This is a genomic window from Alcaligenes pakistanensis, assembly GCF_014652815.1.
GTDB classification, from domain to species: Bacteria; Pseudomonadota; Gammaproteobacteria; order Burkholderiales; family Burkholderiaceae_B; genus Alcaligenes; species Alcaligenes pakistanensis.
Window position 1 is genome coordinate 1 of sequence record NZ_BMZN01000002.1, and the last position, 17,759, is coordinate 17,759.

A 17,759-nucleotide genomic window follows, 5' to 3' on the forward strand; every position below is an offset into this window, starting at 1 on the left:
CGCCTTTGCGCCGATGATAGTGGACGGACGTCTGTGAAAGTAGGTCATCGTCAAGCTCTTATTCCTCAAAACCCCCGCAAGCATTGCTTGTGGGGGTTTTGTTTTTTATGCCGCAAAAATAGGCGGCGTAAACCGGGGTAAGGGCAAGAGGCTGTTTCTACTTCGCTCGGGGTGACTGGCCCGTACTGCATACCTCTCTGAGTCTATTTCCTCGTCTGTCTGTCTGTCTGTCTGTCTGTCTGTCTGTCGATGACGTGCTTGAGCGGCTTAGACAAGGCTGCTGATTTAGGCATCAGGCCGAGATTGTCCCTTCGCACTCTGTGCCACCCCTCTCTGCTTCTTCCTTATTTCTTCTTAGAACTTCTAACCTCCGGTACCTTAAGTGCTGACAGCCTTCGCCTCAGTAGCTTTTCCAGTAGCACTGCGCCACAAAGTTCGGGATGGGTAGACGCACATCTCAATCTAAGCTGGTTGACATGCTCAGCCTTGCTTCTTTGGCCTCATCTATATAACAGCCTGCTCAGTCAGGCATTAGAGATCAAAATATGACCTCTAATGCCTAGCGCTGCTATTTCAAATTTGAGTCGTTTCATGACTCATCCTCTCCTTATTCCCTACCTCTAACATGGTCAAATTTGACCGCTTCTTGCTTGGATCTGTTCCTAAGTCATGTTGAACTATCAGTTTTGACTGTCTTTTTACCTTCCCCATAAGGCGCTTATTTAACTGTTTGACTTGCATCAATCAGGTGCCGAGCTAATGTGCGCAAGACGGAAAGTAGTGTGTCAGTCTAGGGCTGGTTTTGTTTGCTTTCAGGGAATGAAAATGGTGGCTCAAGACATTGCCGAGCAGGCAAGCAATGATGGTTTGGCGGATTCACGGCTAGTGGCTGGTGAAGGGCCTGGGCGTTGGAAACGTATTCAGGCTCAGCTGGCTCATTTACCTATATTCAAGGAGTTGCCTGCAGAGCAGCTTGAACCGATTGCCAAAGGCACTCAAGAGGTCCACGCCTTGCGCGGGACGACGCTATTCCACAGCGGTGACCCTTGTTTGGGTTTCCACATGTTGGTGTATGGCCGGGTGAAGTTGGTGTTTGTGTCGTCTTCAGGGCTGGAGCGAGTAGTGCGCCTGGTAGGCCCTGGAGAGGGGTTCGGAGAGGCGCTGATGTTTATGGGCCGTAACTATATTGTGACGGCTCAGACTTTGGTGGATTCCTTGCTTCTGCATATCAGCCGAGATGCCTTGATGGAGCAGTTGGAAAAAGGCAGTGACGTAGCCCGCCTGATGTTAGCGGGTTTAAGTGAGCGGCTTTATCGTTTGATGGGCGAGCTGGAGGCCTACACCCTGCAAAATGGTGTGCAGCGGTTGGTCAGTTATCTGTTGCAGGAATGGCCCGGTGAGGAAGGCACACCGTTTAGGATAGATGTAGGCAAGTCGGTGATTGCCTCGCGTCTGAATCTGACCCCGGAACATTTGTCGCGTACCTTACGTGACTTGATTGACCGGGATCTGATTCGTGTTCAGCGCCGTAATTTTACGATTCTGGACAGTGCTGCTTTGCGTCAATATGGTGCTCTGCCTGATACACGCGCATAGCATGCAGACTTTGGCGATAGCGCTGCCAGGCTGTCCATAGATTCCAGGCAAGTGTGGCAAAAGACAAAAGTAGTACAGGGGCTGCTATCCAGGCAAAAAATGCTATCCCTAGGCTGGCCGCTGTCCAGACAAGAATGCTCAAGCTATGCAAGGCCCAATGTGCTCGTGCGATAAAGGTAGGCATGTAATGGGCTGTCTTGGGGATCAAGCGCAAGAGTGCGCGAGTGTGTTCGGTATTGTCAGCGTCCATACTGACGTGCTCTTGGGCCTCGCGCCAGAGCAGGAAGGGGACGATGGTATACATCATTCCACAGACTACGGAACCCAAGGCTCCCATAATAAGCAAGACGCCTATGGCCAGGTCGGCATTTGGCGCAGAAGGGGAGTTGGCCCAGAAGTTCAAGACAATACAGGCTAAAAGGCTGCTTAAGGAGCTGTACCAAAATAAAGTACTGGTTGCGGCTGTGGGCCGTTTTCGTTTCCAAATCCGCACCCAGCTGACAATAGCCCATAAGCCGTAAGCCAAAAAGATCAGGTAGCTGACCAGGTCACGAACGGGTAGCCACGGGCCCGGTAGAAAGGCCAATGCCCATTGTGCGATCAACAAGGCGGTAACTCCCCAAGGTAACCAGCGCACCAAAGGAGCGGGGTATAGCTCGGTGACCTGGAAGATCGGCACTAACTGAAAGGACATGGCCATCAGCAAAAGTCCTGCCCAGGCGGCCAGTCCCATCATTATGTGTAGGCTCACTAGGTTGGGCAGGTTCTGTTCACTTGCCAAGGCGATCAACATGATCAGCCCTGTTGATACAGTCAGCAGCAGGCCCAGCAGTGCCAGGCGTATGGGAGCAACAATCTCTTTGGCACCCCGAAATACGTCGCGTCGAGACCGCCATAAAGCGAAGGCCATGGTGATGATATAAGCGCCCAGAGCAAGGCCTAAGCATAGAGCGGCTAACTGATAGGCCCAGCTTTGCCAGCTAATAAAGCCAGTAATCAGCAGCAAAGTGCCGACACTAAATAGCCCCCAGAAAGTCAGCGCTCTGCTGCGAGGAATCTGAATGCGTACATTACAGGCCACCGCCAGAATATGAGCCAGCGATGCAAACATGGCACTGCCCACAATACCCAAAGTCCAGGCATGAGTCAGCGCTAAGGTCGCGGGATGCCAGCGGGAATTGAATAGCTCGGGACCACTATAGAGCGCCAGTATGGCGGCCAATAGCCCGAAAAATGGCACGTTCGCAAATAGGGGAAGGGTCAATGACAGGGATGGAGATTGATCCAGCGATAAAGCGCGTTGCATAGACTTAATTCCTGCGGATGATGAGCTGAAAGCCGTTTTCTTGCATGGAGCCCTGATAGTTGAAACCACTGCGGCGCAGGATTTCATACAAAGGGAAGGGCTCTCTATCCAGCCACATGATCAAGGCTTGTGCGGAACCCAGCCCGGCCAATGCGTCCAGGCAATGCTCCATAGGCTCGGGCGCGGACAGGCCGCGGGTATCCAGCGTGATCTCAGTGGGCGACATCAAAGGCTCCAGCACGAAAGGCTTGGCAGGCATTGTGGACCATTCCGGGGCCTCATGGAGCAGGCAAAGTGGGACTTATTTGCCGTCGGTCAGGAGGTGGGAAGAATTTGATATGCGTTAAGGCCCCTTAGTTTCAGAGCAGGCATAGTGGTGGTCTTGTCGAGCCAGGTTCAGCCCTGGCCAGATTGCTGATCGGGGAGTGTCATGAATACAGCGTCCACGGCCTTAGCCGCGTCCGAGAACCCGCAACTGGAACTGGTCTGCCCAGCCGGTAGCTTGCCTGCTTTGAAAGCGGCTATTGATAACGGGGCCGATAGTGTCTATCTAGGTTTTCGTGATGCCACCAATGCCCGGAACTTTGCCGGGCTTAATTTTGATGCGAAGGCGATCGCACAAGGTATTGATTACGCGCATCAACGAGGCCGCAAGATTTTGTTGGCACTTAATACCTATCCCCAACCTAATGCCTGGCAACAATGGCGCGATGCGATTGATCGGGCGGCTGAGGCCAACGTGGATGCTGTCATCGTGGCTGATCCGGGTTTGATGGCGTATGCCAGTCAGCAGCATCCGAATCTGCGCCTGCATTTATCAGTACAGGGGTCGGCTACTAATCCGGAAGCCATCAAGTATTACTACGAGAATTTTGGCGTTCAGCGCGTGGTATTGCCGCGCGTTTTGTCACTGACACAGGTCGAGCAGGTCTGTGAGCAAGTCCCTGTCCAAGTCGAAGTCTTTGGTTTTGGCAGTTTATGTGTGATGGTTGAGGGCCGGTGTGCCTTGTCCTCGTATGCTACCGGCGAATCCCCCAATACGCATGGTGTCTGTTCGCCCGCTGGGCATGTGCGTTGGGAGCAAACCGAGCAAGGCCTGGAATCGCGCTTGAATGGCGTGCTGATCGATCGCTATCAGGATGGCGAAAACGCGGCCTATCCCACTCTGTGCAAAGGGCGTTTTGATGTGGCAGGCGAAAATTATTACGCCCTGGAAGAGCCTACCAGTCTGAATACCTTGTCCTTGTTGCCACAGTTGTTGGCGGCGGGCGTCAGCGCTATCAAGATTGAAGGCCGACAGCGCAGCCCGGCTTATGTGGCGCAGGTGACTCAAGTCTGGCGTCAGGCCATTGATCTGGCCAAGTCCACGCAAGCTCGTTATTCGGTCCATCCGGCTTGGATGGGTGCTTTGAACAAATTGGCCGAAGGGCAGCAACATACGCTGGGTGCCTATTCACGGCCCTGGAAGTAGAGCATGGGAGGCTCAAACATGAAATTATCCTTAGGCCCCTTGCAGTACTACTGGTCACGGGTTGCCACCATGCAGTTTTATGAGTCGGCCTGCGATTGGCCGGTGGATACCGTTTATTTGGGTGAAACCGTGTGTTCGCGCCGCCATGAGCTACGACTGGATGATTGGCTGGATATCGCCCAGATGCTGGCCCAGGCAGGTAAGGTGCCTGTTTTGTCTAGCCAAGTTTTGCTGGAGTCGGGGCGGGACGTCAATACGCTACGCAAAGTGACCGAGCAGGCCGAATATCTAGTTGAAGCCAATGATATGGGGGCAGTACGTTTGATGCAGGGACGGGACTTTGTCGCCGGCCCTTTTTTGAATATTTATAACGGGCCGGTACTGGATCTGATTGCGTCCCAAGGCGCAGTGCGCTGGGTGATGCCACTGGAAATGGGCCGGACCGGCTTGGCGCAGTTGCAGCAGGACAGACCTGCCGGTTTGGAAACAGAGGTCTTTGCCTTTGGGCGTTTGCCTCTGGCTTTTTCGGCGCGCTGTTTTGCGGCTCGTAATCGCAATTTGCCCAAGGATAATTGCCAGTACGTGTGTATGGACTACCCCGATGGCCTCTTGCTGGAAACCCGTGAAGGCCAAGGTTTTTTGACCATCAATGGTATCCAGACTCAATCTGCCTGGGTCTATACCCTGTTGGAGCAAATACAGGACTTGCGTGAGCTGGGTGTCGATATGCTGCGTTTGAGTCCTCAGTCCCAAAATATGGAGACCGTAGTACATCTGTTTAACGAGGTGGCGCAGGGACGTATTCAGGCCAAAGATGCACATGGCGATTTGGTACCCTTGCTGCCGGCCAAAGCGTGCAATGGCTTCTGGCATGGTCGACCCGGTTTGGAATGGGTTTCGCCGCTTGCCGAACGTTTTTAAGGGATGGATTTAGGTGTGAATGAAATGACTAGCACTTCCCCTCGTTTGCCTGCCGCGGTAGCGGGTGTGTTAAGCCGCTTGCCGCCCTGGCCAGGTTCGCGGCTGTTTTGTACGGGTTTAAATGTGTTGATGCGTCCGCATTTACCGACTGATATTGCGGAGCGCTTGGAAGGACGGGCTTTGCGTATACAGGTGGCGGATGCAGGCTTGGCCTTTGATTACACGTGGCGCCAAGGCGCTTTTTATCCCTTGTCCGCCAGTGCACAAAGCCCTGATCTGATTTTGAAGGCAGACCTATGGGCTTTTTATCAGCTGCTGCAACGGCAGGAGGATCCGGACACCTTGTTCTTTAATCGGCGTCTGTCTATTGAAGGGGATACGGAGTTAGGGCTGATGGTGAAGAACACCCTGGATGCGCTTGATCCTGATATTTTGCATCCGCGCGCGGTGCTCAAACAGGGACGGGCCGCCTTGCAGGACGTGCTGCGCCGTCCGATTCGCTCGCCTGCTTCCTCATAAAAACTTTTAAGAGCGCCGCACTTCAAAATGCGGGAATAGCCCTTGTAGGTTTTGCAGAACATCTTCTCCTGGGTAGGCCTGTAATGCCTGCCCAGTCTTGTTTAGGAAGTCATCACTACAACCTTGCGTGCGGAAAATCTGCACGGCATAACGCTTGACGCCTAGCTTGTGTAAATGTTGCCCCAAGGCTTGGACGGAAGCAGGGCTATGCAGCTGAGGGTGCAGGGTGCTGCGACATTCGAACAAGACGTCTTCGTTTAGCAGTAGCTGCAAACTGCGTAAGGGAGCAGCAGCACTATTGGTGCGCTGGGTAATAGCGTCGTAATGGCTGAACTCGGCCTTGATGTCCAAACCTATCCAGTCCACCCAAGGTAAAACCTCCAGCAATCTGGCCGGGTGTGTCCCGGCTGTGTGCAAACCGATTTTGAAGCCTAATCTGCGTACAGCCCGTATGGCTGCGCCTAGTGCGGGGTCCAGTGTGGGTTCGCCGCCGCTAAAGACCACAGCATCGAGCAGGCCTACTCGTCGATTCAAAAAGTCCAGCAAGGCAGTCCAATCAATGGCGCTGTTTGGGCTGCGCTCTTGTAAATGGGGATTATGGCAGTAGCCACAGCGCCAGGGGCAGCCCTGCACAAAGATTACGGCGGCTAATTGGCCGGGGTAATCTGTGGCCGAAAAAGGCGCGCAGCCGCCCACTTTTAATGCCACTTTGTGGGAATGGTTGGTGGCTGGATAGAGATGGCGCGTGGCGTGACTCATGGTGTTTAAGGGTTTTGTACTGTGCTGTTCAGAGACGCGCTGGCTTCGGTGAAGTAGCGCCGTTCGTGGAATTCGCCTTGCTTGCCAATATTGAACGAGGACAGGGGACGGTGGTAGCCCATGACACGGGTCCAGATTTCGCAAGGTTGGCGTTCGGAATCGTTCAGAGTGATGGTGTTGGTGTTCATAAAAAACTCCCTTAAGAAAAAATCTGCCAATCAGTGTTGAGAGGGCGCGCTCGAGATGACTGGCAGTGTGCGCTTGGGGGCGCGGGTCAAGTAATGGCTGCGAGCAGGTGGGCCGCAGTCAGGTTCAAGAGTCTTAATTGGCGAGCTGGCAGTTTGAGGCAGCCTGATCAATGAATAGGAGCCTGTGTTTGAATAGGCCCTGTGGTTTGCTTAGGGGCTGGAGCGTGGCCTGCTTTGTCATGATGCTCCGCTTGTGCCTCGGCATCAGATTGAGCCGCCTGCTTACGGGCCAGGAGATCGCTATCGCAATGCGGGCAGAATTCATGTTTTCCAGACAGATAGCCATGCTTGGGGCAGATAGAGAACGTGGGTGTGACAGTGATGTAGGGTAAGGAAAAACGGTTCAAGGCTCGTTGCACCAGATTGCGGCAGGCATCGGCGCTGGAGAGTGATTCCGTCATGTACAGATGTAGTACTGTGCCGCCGGTGTATTTGCCTTGCAGCTCGTCTTGCCGTTCCAAGGCTTCAAAAGGATCTTCGGTAAAGCCAACAGGCAGTTGCGAGGAGTTGGTGTAATAGGGCATTTTTTCGGTACCGGCTTGCAGAATATCGGGCCAGCGGGCGCGATCTTCTTTAGCAAAGCGGTAGGTCGTGCCTTCGGCAGGCGTGGCTTCCAGGTTGTACAGATGGCCGGTGTTTTCCTGAAACTCCACCATGCGTTCGCGAATGTGGTCTAGCAAGCGCAATGCAAAGCGGTGGCCCCACGGTGTGCACAGGTTTTGTTTATCTTCGGTGAAGTTACGGATCATTTCGTTGATGCCGTTCACTCCCAACGTGGAAAAGTGATTACGCAAGGTGCCCAGGTAACGGCGCGTATAGGGAAACAAGCCCTGGTCCATGTGCTGTTGTATGACTTTGCGTTTGATTTCCAGACTGTCACGGCCCATTTCCAGCAGTTCGTCCAAGCGCGCAAATAAACCCTCTTCGTCGCCTCGGTATAAATAGCCCAGACGTGCACAGTTCAAGGTGACGACGCCCAAGGAGCCGGTTTGTTCAGCGGAACCAAACAGGCCATTGCCGCGCTTGAGCAGTTCGCGCAAATCCAGTTGCAGGCGGCAGCACATGGAGCGAATCATATTGGGCTCTAGTTCAGAGTTAATGAAGTTCTGAAAGTAGGGCAGGCCATATTTGGCCGTCATGGTAAACAGGCGCTCGGCATTGGCGCTGTGCCAGTCAAAATCGCGGGTGATGTTGTAGGTGGGGATGGGAAAGGTAAAGGCGCGCCCGCGCGCATCGCCCTCGCTCATGATCTCGATATAGGCACGGTTGATCATGTCCATCTCGATTTGCAGGTCGCCGTAGAAAAAGGGCATTTCCTTGCCGCCGATTTGCGGCACTTGCTGGCGTAAATCTTCGGGGCAGACCCAGTCGAAAGTCAGATTAGTGAAGGGCGTTTGCGTGCCCCAGCGCGAAGGCACATTCAGGTTGTAGATCAGTTCCTGCATGCATTGGCGCACTTGCTCGTAGTTCAAGGCGTCTTTGCGGACGTAGGGCGCCATATAGGTATCAAAGGAACTGAAGGCTTGAGCACCTGCCCATTCGTTTTGTAAAGTGCCTAAAAAATTGACGACTTGGCCGACGGCACTGCTCAGGTGTTGGGGCGGGCCGGATTCGATTTTTCCGGGTACCCCGTTCAGCCCCTCGTTCAAGAAGGTGCGCAAGGACCAGCCCGCGCAGTAGCCAGACAGCATGTCCAGGTCGTGAATGTGAAAGTCGGCTTGCCGGTGTGCCTGGCCGATTGCTTCGGGGTAAACATGGCTGAGCCAATAGTTGGCAATCATCTTGCCCGAGCTGTTTAGAATCAATCCACCCAAGGAATAGCCCTGGTTGGCATTGGCCTGTACGCGCCAGTCCTGGCGGTCCAGATATTCGGCGATGGAGCGAATGATATCTAACTGAGCAGCCGGACGTGGTGTGTTTTCCTGAGTAGCCATTTTTTCACAAAAACCTATATATAGTGTTTTTTAGGATTAACGACACTATATATTGTGGTTTTCGGTGAGGCTAGACGATTGTGGCTTAGGCTTGATCTAGGTTAATTCCGTGTTCAGAGCCATACATTCGATGGTCTTGCTGGGGGAAGCCCTAGGGCGCTGGTGAGCCGTATCGCTTTGTTTTGGAGGGCTTGTGGAAGCGCGAAGGTCGTGTGCTCAGGCGTAAAGAGGGAGCTTATGGTGATGCTGTGCAAGCAAGCTGTTTTTAGATGGGAGGGGGCGCGTACATAGAGCTAGAGCAGGCTCTTTTGCGGGGGGGATACCGTATCAGCGTGCTTCGGCGATAAGCGGTGTGCTTGTCAGTGAGTGTGCACCGCATCTTTCTTGGGGGCGCATCAATACACCGCTGACTTTTTACGGGCCAGCGGGTATTTCTTGAATAGCCGGTTTAGTGGATGAACCGTGCTTGTAGCGCCGTACGCAGTGCTTGCTGATAGTCACTGAGCTGTTCACGCAGGCGCTCTTCGTGGGAGGACCAGCTTTGCTGCTGTTTCGCAGTGCGCTCGGGCGCAGGCGACCAGGCCGTGTCTGGAAAGAAAGGATCATCTTTCCAGCGGGGGATGATATGCCAGTGCAGATGCGGCACTTGGTTTCCGAATTGGGCCAGGTTGATCTTGGCAGTACCCAACTGTTCGCGCTGGGTTTGCTCCACAAGATAGACGGCAGCCATGAGGTGTTGCCGTTGCTCGTCGGATAGATCGGTCATTTCAGCCACATGATCTTGCCAGATGACCCGCGTGTAGCCGGGAAAAGGGCTGTCCGTAACGGCCAGCACCTGAATCCCCACGCCCGACCACAGTAATTGACCGGGTTTTAAGGCGCACAAGGGGCAAGCGCTTGGGCTCATGCGGGCTGACCAAAAAACAGATTTTGTAGTGCGACGCCGGGATCAGGTTCACGCATGAATGCCTCACCCACCAAGAAGGCCTGGACTTGATGCTCGCGCATCAGGGCTACGTCTTCCAGGGTATGAATGCCGCTTTCTGTGACCACACGTTTTTCGCTTGGAATGAAGGGCAGCAGATCCAGGGTGTTCTGGGTGCTGGTTTCAAAGGTGCGCAAATTGCGGTTATTGATGCCCAGCAGGCTGGTTTGCATCTGCAGGGCGATATCCAGCTCGGCGCGATCGTGTACTTCGACCAGTACGTCCATGCCCAGTTCGTGGGCCATCTCTTCGTATTCCATCAGTTGATCCTGCTCCAGGGCGGCAACGATCAGCAAGATGCAGTCGGCACCCATGGCACGGGCATGGATGATCTGGTAGGGGTCGATGATGAAATCTTTGCGCAGCACAGGCAGTGCGCAAACGGCACGGGCCTGACGCAGGTGGTCGTAGGAACCCTGGAAATACTGAATATCCGTTAGCACGGACAAGCATGCTGCACCGTGTGCGGCGTAGCTGGAGGCAATTTCGGTCGGGTTGAAGTCGGCACGAATCACGCCCTTGGACGGGGAGGCTTTTTTAACTTCCGCAATAATGGCGGGTTTACCTTGAGCAATCTTGTCTTCAATTGCGCTGGCAAAGCCGCGCAGGTCGTTCCGGTTCTTCGCTTCGCGCAGCAGATCGGACTCGCTGCGCAGTTGGCGGGCGGTGACGACTTCAGCTCTTTTGGTGTCGAGGATCTTGGCCAGAATGTCGTTCATGGATTTAACTTCCTTGTATAAGCGCGGAATTGTTCGAGTTTTTCGCGGGCAGCGCCATTGGCAATGGCTTCGAAAGCCATGCGCAGGCCTTGTTCAATGGAGTCGGCGTGGTTGGCAGCATAGATGGCCAAACCAGCATTGAGGCCCACGATATCACGAGCCGTACCCTCTTGGTTATCGAGAGCTTCCATAATCATCTGGGCCGATTCTTCACGGCTGGTCACGCGGATGCTGCGGTTTGAGGTCATGGCCATGCCAAAATCTTCGGGGTGAATTTCGTATTCACGTACCTGACCGTCTTTCAGTTCACCCACCAGAGTCGCCGCGCCCAAGGAGGCTTCGTCCATACCGTCTTTGCCATGTACGATCAGCACGTGCTTGGCACCCAGACGTTGCATCACACGGACCTGAATACCAACCAAATCAGCGTGGAATACGCCCATCAGCTGGTTGGTGGCACCGGCCGGGTTAGTCAGTGGGCCCAGAATATTGAAAATAGTACGCACACCCAGCTCTTTGCGGACAGCGGCGACGTTTTTCATAGCTCCGTGGTGAGCTGGGGCAAACATAAAGCCGATATTGGTTTCGGCAATGCTTTGCGCCACTTGTTCAGGCGAGAAGATCAGGTTGACCCCCAGCGCTTCCAGTACATCGGCACTGCCGGATGACGAGGAGGCACTGCGGTTGCCGTGTTTGGCCACTTTCACGCCGACTGAGGCGGCCACAAACATGGCTGCAGTGGAAATATTAAAGGTATTGGAGCCGTCGCCGCCCGTGCCGCACATATCCAGCAGTTCGTCGGGATTAGGGGTGATGACAGGCGTGGCAAATTCGCGCATCACCTGGGCAGCGGCGGAGATCTCGCCCACGCTCTCTTTTTTGACACGCAGGCCCATCAGCAAGGCGGCTGCGATTTGGGGCGACATTTCGCCACGCATCAGCATGCGCATCAGATGCAGCATTTCATCGTGGAAGATTTCCCGGTGTTCGATACAGCGCACCAGTGCTTCGGTAGGAGTGATGGTGTTCATGATATTAAAGATCCAGAAAGTTCTTCAGTAAGGCGTGGCCATGCTCGCTCAGCACCGATTCGGGGTGAAACTGCACGCCGTAGACGGGCAGTTCGCGGTGTCGTATCCCCATGATCTCGCCGTCTTCGGTTTGCGCGGTCACTTCCAGGCAGTCGGGCAGGCTGTCGCGCTCGATGGCCAGAGAGTGGTAGCGGGTGACGTTAAAGGGTGAAGGCAAGCAGCTGAATACGTCCGTGCCTTGGTGAGTAATGGGCGAGACTTTCCCATGCATGATTTGTTGCGCACGGATAATGCGCGCCCCAAAGGCATGCCCGATTGCTTGATGGCCCAGGCAAACACCCAGAATCGGCAGCTTGCCCGCAAAGTGCTGGATTAGTGCAACGGACAGCCCGGCATCCGCTGGGGATTTAGGGCCTGGCGAGACGCACAGATGGCTGGGATTCAGAGCTTCGATCTCTTCAAGCGTGACTTGATCGTTGCGGCGTACCACTACCTCCTGGCCCAGTTCTCCGAAGTACTGGACCAGGTTGTAGGTGAAGGAGTCATAGTTATCGAGCATGAACAGCATGGGAATACTCCGGCAAAAAAAGGATGGCAGTCAGGCGATTAGATGGGCTCGTCCAGACCGAATTGCACTTGTTCGGCAGCGCGGATAACTGCGCGTGCCTTGGCTTCGGTCTCTTGCCATTCTTTTTCGGGGTCGGAGTCGGCCACAATTCCGGCGGCAGCCTGTACATACAGCATGCCGTCTTTAATGACGCCAGTGCGGATGGCAATGGCCAGATCCATTTCACCCGAGTAGCTCAGGTAGCCGGCAGCACCACCGTAAACGCCACGGCGCACGGGCTCCAGCTCATCAATCACTTCCATGGCGCGTACCTTGGGGGCGCCGGTCAAGGTGCCAGCCGGGAAGGAGGCGCGCAGCACGTCCATCTGGCTCATGCCGTCTTGCAGTTCCCCGCAGACATTGGAGACCAGATGCTGGACATGCGAGTAGCGCTCGATGGCCATGGTGTCTGTAACCTGCACAGTGCCTGTTTTAGCGATGCGGCCAATGTCGTTACGGGCCAGATCAATCAGCATCAGGTGTTCAGCGCGTTCTTTGGGGTCGGACTTCAGTTCGGCAGCCAGGGCAGCATCCGCCTCAGGGGTCGCGCCGCGTTTGCGGGTACCGGCCAGGGGGCGAATGGTGATGCGTTCCTGATTACGGCCGTCCTGACGGTGCTCTTCCTGGCGGACCAGAATTTCTGGCGAGGCCCCCACAACCTGGAAATCCTCGAAATTCCAGAAGTACATGTAAGGCGATGGGTTCAAGGAACGCAGGGCGCGGTACAGGGACAGGGGCGAGTCGCGGAAGGGCTTGGTGATGACCTGGCCCACTTGCACCTGCATCAGATCGCCGGCGGCAATGTACTCTTTGGCGCGGGCGACGGCTTTCAGGTAATCCTCTTTGTCGAAGTCGCGCTCGCATTCGGTCTGCATGCTGGCGTAGGCGTAGGGGATCACGACCGGCGAGCGCAGTTTTTCGCGCAGGTCTTTCAGGCGGCGCTTGGCTTGTACGTACGCTTCGGGCTGGGCCGGATCGGCGTAGACCAGCAGGTAGGTGCGGCCGGCCAGATTGTCCACAATGACCAGCTCATCAATTTGCAGCAGCATGATGTCGGGTACGCCCTCTTCCTGGTCAGCCGGGAAGGGTTTGCGGTTCATGCCTAGGGAAGGCTCGATGTGGCGCACGGTGTCGTAGCCAAAGTAACCAGCCAGACCGCCTGCAAAACGAGGCATGCCGGGGCGTAGGGCTACTTTGAAACGGGCTTGGAATTGCTCGATGAAGTCCAGTGGATCGCCTTCGGCGGTTTCAACCGTCTTGCCATCTTGCAGCACGGTGGTGTGACGGCCGTAGCTACGGATCACGGTACGGGCAGGCAGGCCAATAAAGGAGTAGCGACCGAACTGCTCGCCGCCCACAACCGATTCCATCAGGCAGCTGTAACGGCCACCTTCAGGGCCGTTGTGCGCCAATTTCAGATAAATCGACAGGGGCGTATCCAGGTCGGCATAGGTTTCCGCAATCAGGGGAATGCGGTTAAAGCCTTCTGCTGCTAGGGCATTGAATTCTATTTCTGTCATTGGGATCTCGAGGGTCAGTGGGTACGACGAGCCGGACAGAAACAAAAAAAGCCCGGTCGTTGTGATTACCGGGCTTATTTTCCTGGAGGCGGTCCGCTGTGTACTACTTTGCAGGGACGCCAGACTTCAAGGTTATATCTACCCGATACACGAACGCCACCAGCGCCAATAAGCGCCGTAGGTGGTGGATGCGTAAGTGCGAGTAGACATGAATATTATGACGTAGATAGTGTGTCGCGTTTAGCGCGCAGCCAAGTGGCCGCGTCAGCAATAGAGGCAACTATACCATCGGAATCCAGGCTTTGCACATCCCTACCTTCGTTGTAGCCGTAAGGAACCAACAGAACCGGGATTTGGGCTGCGCGGGCGGCCTGGGCATCATTCATTGAATCGCCAATGACCAGAGCCTGGCTGGGAGACAGTTCCATTTGCTCGCACGCGTAGACAAAAGGCATGGGGTCGGGTTTTTTGCGCGGGCAGGTATCACCCCCCACAATCAGCTCAAAATAATGCGCCAGGCCCGTTTTTTCCAAAAGAGGGCGGGCGAATTGTTCGGGCTTGTTGGTGACGACCGCCAAGCGCAGTCCCTGGCTTTGGAAGTCGTTCAATCCTTCCAGTACACCGGGATAGAGGCGGCTATGTTGCCCATTACATAATTGGTAATGGTAATAAAATGATTCCAACGCCTGGGAGTAGTCCGCGGGAGGATTGGGCAGGTCAGTCAAGGCGCGCTGCACCAGATTCTCCGAGCCTTTGCCCACAAAGGTGGCAATGCGTGCCTCTGGAAGGGCGGGCAGGCCTAGATCGATGCGCATGGCATTACAGGCAGAGGCCAGATCCGGAATGGTATCGAGCAGTGTGCCGTCCAAATCAAACAGTACAGAGAAAATATTCATCTTTTTGTAGCGAACTTGTGACAAAATATTGTCGAATTCCTGTTAATGTCGAGCAGAAAAAGTTTCTGGGACATCCGGTTTTAATTTCGTTTGATTCATCATGGTAATGCTCCTTACTGCGTGCGGGCTTATCAATTTAGTGAGCAAACCGCATTTTGTCACAAGATTGGCTTTCGATTATCCGTTCAGAAAGGCCCTAGGAGCGGAAGTATGATGCTCGATACATTTCATCAGATTCTCGTAGAAAAACAAGTTACGCCAGTCTTTCAGCCGATTGTCGACTTGAAATCGGGGTTTATTCTGGGTTACGAGGGTTTGATCCGGGGGCCTAAAGACACCAGCTTTTATTCGCCATTGGCCTTGTTTGACGCTGCCAGACAGTGCGGACGCCTATGGGATCTGGAAGAGCTGTGTTGTCACACCTTGATCGGCAGTTTTAACCGACAGGGTTTAGCGGGCAAACTGTTTTTGAACTCCAGCCCCGATGTGGTGATGCGGCTGCTGCCCTCGGCTCGTATTGAGCCGCGTGCGGGCATGCCGCAGCTCGAAGGCATCGATTGGCGCCGGGTCGTGGTTGAGCTGACTGAATCCGAACGCACTGATAGTTTTGACTATCTGAACCAGGCCATTGAGCTATACCGCCAAGAAGGCTTGCAGTTTGCGATTGATGATCTGGGCGAAGGTTATGCCTCGCTGCGTTTGTGGTCAGAGTTGCGGCCTGAATACGTCAAGATCGACAAATACTTTGTGCGCGATATTGATACCGATGTGCTCAAGCAGCAATTGGTGCGATCCATCTGTGATATTGCCAGCCACGCCCACTCCATTGTGATTGCTGAAGGCATTGAAACCAGTGCCGAATTGCGCACCTTGCGGTACTTGGGAGTGGCCTGTGGCCAAGGGTATTTATTGTGCCGTCCCCAACCTAACCCCCCCATTCAGTTGGAACCCGCGCAGGCGGCCTTGTTCGGGCCCTCGCAGGCGCGGGTGCAGCGGCAGGCTCAAGGCCGTGATCCCATGAGTGTGCGGCGTCTGTTGCGTGCGGCACCGGCCGTCCCCGATAACACCCCCACTAATCGTGTGTATGAACTGTTTCAAAGCCACCCGGATCTAAGCGCGGTGGCCTTGTTGCGAGACGGCAGGCCCACGGGCATTTTGCGTCGCAGCCAGTTGTACGATCAGTTGGCCCGGCCATATCACCGGGAACTCTACGGCAATAAGCCTTGTTCCCTCTTTATTGAAACCCCACCCCTGATTGTGGATTGCGATACCAGCCTGCTGGAGCTGGGAACCTTGATGACTCAAGGGGCGGGCGATGCCTTGAGCGATGGTTTCATCATTACCGGGGCGGGCGAGTATTTGGGTTTGGGCTCCAGTGTGGAGCTGATGCGCGAGATTACGCAGATTCAAATCATGACGGCGCGTTATGCCAACCCATTGACGCAGTTGCCGGGCAATGTGCCGATTGATGAACATATCGACGGCTTGCTGAGCAATCGCCAGAATTTTGCGGTGTGCTACGCCGATCTGGATCACTTCAAGCCCTATAACGACTTGTATGGCTATCGCAAAGGCGATGAGCTGCTGCGTTCGATGGCTGAACTCTTTACCCGCCATGCGGTGGCACGCATGGACTTTGTTGGCCATGTTGGGGGCGACGATTTTATTCTGGTGTTCACTAGCCCGGATTGGGCCGAGCGCTGCCAGGGAATCCTGGATGAGCTGGCGATAGAATTGGAGTCCCTGTATCGCCTGGAACATCGCCAAGCGGGCGGCTATCTGGCCGAGAACCGTCAAGGTGTGCTGGTTTTTCACCCACTAGTGAGTCTGTCTTTAGGCGTGGTCACCGTGGATGAGCCCGAATTGTATTCGGGCTCTTTGATTGCGGAACTGGCCAGCTCTGCAAAAGCGCAGGCCAAGCGGGTGCAGGGCAATGCTTTGTTTGTGGAGCGCCGTCGTCCGGATAATCCGGTGCGGCAGGGCAGCTATAGCCGCAGCAGGGTATTGCAGTAGTAGGCCTGCCGGCAGGCAGGCCTGGGCCCCGGGTGCTTAGGCTTGCTCGGCCTGCGCAATCTGGGCGCGCATATCGCTGATGACTTGCGCGTAGTCGGGCTGACCGAAAATAGCCGAGCCAGCTACAAAGGTGTCAGCCCCGGCGGCACGAATGGCGCCGATATTATCCACTTTGACGCCACCGTCTATTTGCAGCAGGATGGGCTGGCCGCCTTGTGCTGTCCAGGCGTCGATACGGGCGCGGGCCTGACGCAGTTTATCCAGCGCGCTGGGAATAAAAGCCTGTCCCCCAAAGCCGGGGTTCACCGACATCAGCAAAACCAGGTCCAGCTTGTCCATCACGTGATCCATCCAGTCCAGCGGGGTGGCCGGGTTGAACACCAGGCCGGCCTTACAGCCGTGGTCACGGATCAGCGACAAGGTGCGATCCACGTGGCGCGAGGCTTCGGGGTGAAAACTGATGTAGTTGGCACCGGCCTTGGCAAATTCAGGGATCAGGGCATCGACAGGTTCAACCATCAGGTGCACGTCGATCGGGGCGGTGGTGTGCGGGCGCAGCGCGGCACAGACCATGGGGCCGAATGTCAGGTTAGGTACGAAGTGATTGTCCATGACGTCGCAGTGAACCCAGTCGGCTCCGGCGGCGATGACATTGCGGACTTCTTCGCCCAGCCGGGCGAAATCGGCCGATAAAATGCTGGGAGCGATACGTGTGGAGCTGGCTTGGGACATAATAGGTGCCGTAAAGATTAGACATCACGAAAATCGTGACCATATGTCATCATTATAGTTTCAAGCGGGGTCGCGTGCAGCGCCCCGTATTTGTACAGCCGTAACCTGGAATCCATTATGAAGCCTGACGATATTGAGGTGCAGATAACGCCCCAGTACCTGCCTGAGCAATCTGAACCCGATAGCAATCAATACGTTTTTGCCTACACCGTTCGGATTACCAACAATGGAGAGCAGACGGCCCAAATTATCAGTCGTCACTGGATCATCACGGACGACAATCAGCAGGTTCAGGAAGTGCGCGGCCTGGGCATCGTCGGGCAACAGCCGGTGCTGGCTCCAGGTGAAACCTTTGAGTACACCAGTGGCTGTCCCCTGAATACGCCGTTTGGCACGATGCGCGGCAGCTATCAATGTGTTGGTGAAAATGGTGTGCCCTTTGAGGTCGCCATTCAGGAATTCATCCTTTCCCCTCCCCGTACCTTGCACTAAGGGCCAAACC

18 protein-coding genes are annotated in these 17,759 nt (G+C 54.9%); 6 read left to right on the plus strand and 12 right to left on the minus strand.

The window, feature by feature from the left end:
- Window positions 1-825: 825 nt before the first annotated feature.
- On the plus strand, window positions 826-1,596 hold the full coding sequence (locus tag IE156_RS05010; protein WP_229841031.1) for a Crp/Fnr family transcriptional regulator: 771 nt from the start codon (window positions 826-828) through the stop codon (window positions 1,594-1,596).
- Here IE156_RS05010 and IE156_RS05015 read toward each other — a convergent pair.
- Together IE156_RS05015 and IE156_RS05020 are read right to left on the minus strand one after the other, a co-directional pair.
- Window positions 1,535-2,902 carry a hypothetical protein gene (locus IE156_RS05015; protein WP_189391454.1) on the minus strand — a complete coding sequence of 456 codons (1,368 nt, stop codon included), beginning with the start codon at window positions 2,900-2,902 and terminating at the stop codon, window positions 1,535-1,537. The two genes, IE156_RS05010 and IE156_RS05015, sit on opposite strands and share 62 nt — an antisense overlap.
- Before the next feature lie 4 nt (window positions 2,903-2,906).
- Window positions 2,907-3,161, minus strand: a complete 255-nt coding sequence (locus IE156_RS05020; protein ID WP_229841032.1) for a DUF2249 domain-containing protein — start codon at window positions 3,159-3,161, stop codon at window positions 2,907-2,909.
- Window positions 3,162-3,332: 171 nt separating this feature from the next.
- Between IE156_RS05020 and ubiU the strand changes: the two genes are divergently transcribed.
- Genes ubiU through ubiT form a run of 3 tightly spaced genes read left to right on the plus strand, consistent with a single transcriptional unit; the run spans window position 3,333 to window position 5,813 of the window.
- Window positions 3,333-4,373, plus strand: coding sequence for a ubiquinone anaerobic biosynthesis protein UbiU (gene ubiU, locus IE156_RS05025; RefSeq protein WP_189391455.1), 1,041 nt, complete (start codon window positions 3,333-3,335; stop codon window positions 4,371-4,373).
- A gap of 18 nt (window positions 4,374-4,391) precedes the next feature.
- Window positions 4,392-5,294, plus strand: a complete 903-nt coding sequence (gene ubiV / locus IE156_RS05030) for a ubiquinone anaerobic biosynthesis protein UbiV (protein ID WP_189391456.1) — start codon at window positions 4,392-4,394, stop codon at window positions 5,292-5,294.
- Window positions 5,295-5,318: 24 nt separating this feature from the next.
- Complete coding sequence (gene ubiT / locus IE156_RS05035) at window positions 5,319-5,813, plus strand: ubiquinone anaerobic biosynthesis accessory factor UbiT (protein ID WP_229841033.1); 495 nt, start codon at window positions 5,319-5,321, stop codon at window positions 5,811-5,813.
- Window positions 5,814-5,819: 6 nt separating this feature from the next.
- Here ubiT and IE156_RS05040 read toward each other — a convergent pair whose 3' ends face one another.
- The 9 genes from IE156_RS05040 to IE156_RS05080 form a co-directional block, all read right to left on the minus strand.
- The gene (locus tag IE156_RS05040) at window positions 5,820-6,572 is read right to left on the minus strand and encodes an anaerobic ribonucleoside-triphosphate reductase activating protein (protein ID WP_189391457.1); all 753 of its coding nucleotides are present in this window, start codon (window positions 6,570-6,572) and stop codon (window positions 5,820-5,822) included.
- Window positions 6,573-6,577: 5 nt separating this feature from the next.
- Complete coding sequence (nrdD, locus tag IE156_RS05045) at window positions 6,578-6,760, minus strand: anaerobic ribonucleoside-triphosphate reductase (RefSeq protein ID WP_189391458.1); 183 nt, start codon at window positions 6,758-6,760, stop codon at window positions 6,578-6,580.
- Window positions 6,761-6,927: 167 nt separating this feature from the next.
- Window positions 6,928-8,754 (minus strand): ribonucleoside triphosphate reductase, encoded by a 1,827-nt coding sequence (locus IE156_RS05050; protein ID WP_229841034.1) that lies wholly within the window; start codon window positions 8,752-8,754, stop codon window positions 6,928-6,930.
- Between the two features lie 448 nt (window positions 8,755-9,202).
- Window positions 9,203-9,661: an HIT family protein gene (locus IE156_RS05055; protein ID WP_189391459.1), complete on the minus strand. Its 459-nt coding sequence runs from the start codon at window positions 9,659-9,661 to the stop codon at window positions 9,203-9,205.
- Window positions 9,658-10,458, minus strand: coding sequence for an indole-3-glycerol phosphate synthase TrpC (gene trpC / locus IE156_RS05060; RefSeq protein WP_189391460.1), 801 nt, complete (start codon window positions 10,456-10,458; stop codon window positions 9,658-9,660). Before trpC ends, IE156_RS05055 begins: the two co-directional genes overlap by 4 nt.
- The gene (gene trpD / locus IE156_RS05065) at window positions 10,455-11,489 is read right to left on the minus strand and encodes an anthranilate phosphoribosyltransferase (protein ID WP_189391461.1); all 1,035 of its coding nucleotides are present in this window, start codon (window positions 11,487-11,489) and stop codon (window positions 10,455-10,457) included. The genes trpC and trpD overlap by 4 nt, the downstream gene beginning before the upstream one ends.
- Before the next feature lie 4 nt (window positions 11,490-11,493).
- Complete coding sequence (locus tag IE156_RS05070; protein WP_189391462.1) at window positions 11,494-12,057, minus strand: anthranilate synthase component II; 564 nt, start codon at window positions 12,055-12,057, stop codon at window positions 11,494-11,496.
- A 38-nt stretch (window positions 12,058-12,095) separates the two neighbouring features.
- Entirely contained in the window at window positions 12,096-13,616 is a 1,521-nt protein-coding gene (gene trpE / locus IE156_RS05075; protein WP_189391463.1) for an anthranilate synthase component I, read from the minus strand.
- A gap of 215 nt (window positions 13,617-13,831) precedes the next feature.
- Entirely contained in the window at window positions 13,832-14,512 is a 681-nt protein-coding gene (locus IE156_RS05080; protein ID WP_189391464.1) for a phosphoglycolate phosphatase, read from the minus strand.
- Between the two features lie 210 nt (window positions 14,513-14,722).
- On the opposite strand from IE156_RS05080, the gene IE156_RS05085 reads away from it, so the two are divergent.
- A complete protein-coding gene (locus tag IE156_RS05085; RefSeq protein WP_189391465.1) occupies window positions 14,723-16,525 on the plus strand; it encodes a GGDEF domain-containing protein in 1,803 nt (600 codons plus the stop codon).
- A 36-nt stretch (window positions 16,526-16,561) separates the two neighbouring features.
- Here IE156_RS05085 and rpe read toward each other — a convergent pair whose 3' ends face one another.
- Window positions 16,562-17,257 carry a ribulose-phosphate 3-epimerase gene (gene rpe / locus IE156_RS05090; protein WP_189391466.1) on the minus strand — a complete coding sequence of 232 codons (696 nt, stop codon included), beginning with the start codon at window positions 17,255-17,257 and terminating at the stop codon, window positions 16,562-16,564.
- A 117-nt stretch (window positions 17,258-17,374) separates the two neighbouring features.
- On the opposite strand from rpe, the gene apaG reads away from it, so the two are divergent.
- The gene (gene apaG / locus IE156_RS05095; RefSeq protein WP_189391467.1) at window positions 17,375-17,749 is read left to right on the plus strand and encodes a Co2+/Mg2+ efflux facilitator ApaG/CorD; all 375 of its coding nucleotides are present in this window, start codon (window positions 17,375-17,377) and stop codon (window positions 17,747-17,749) included.
- The last annotated feature ends 10 nt before the right edge of the window (window positions 17,750-17,759 follow it).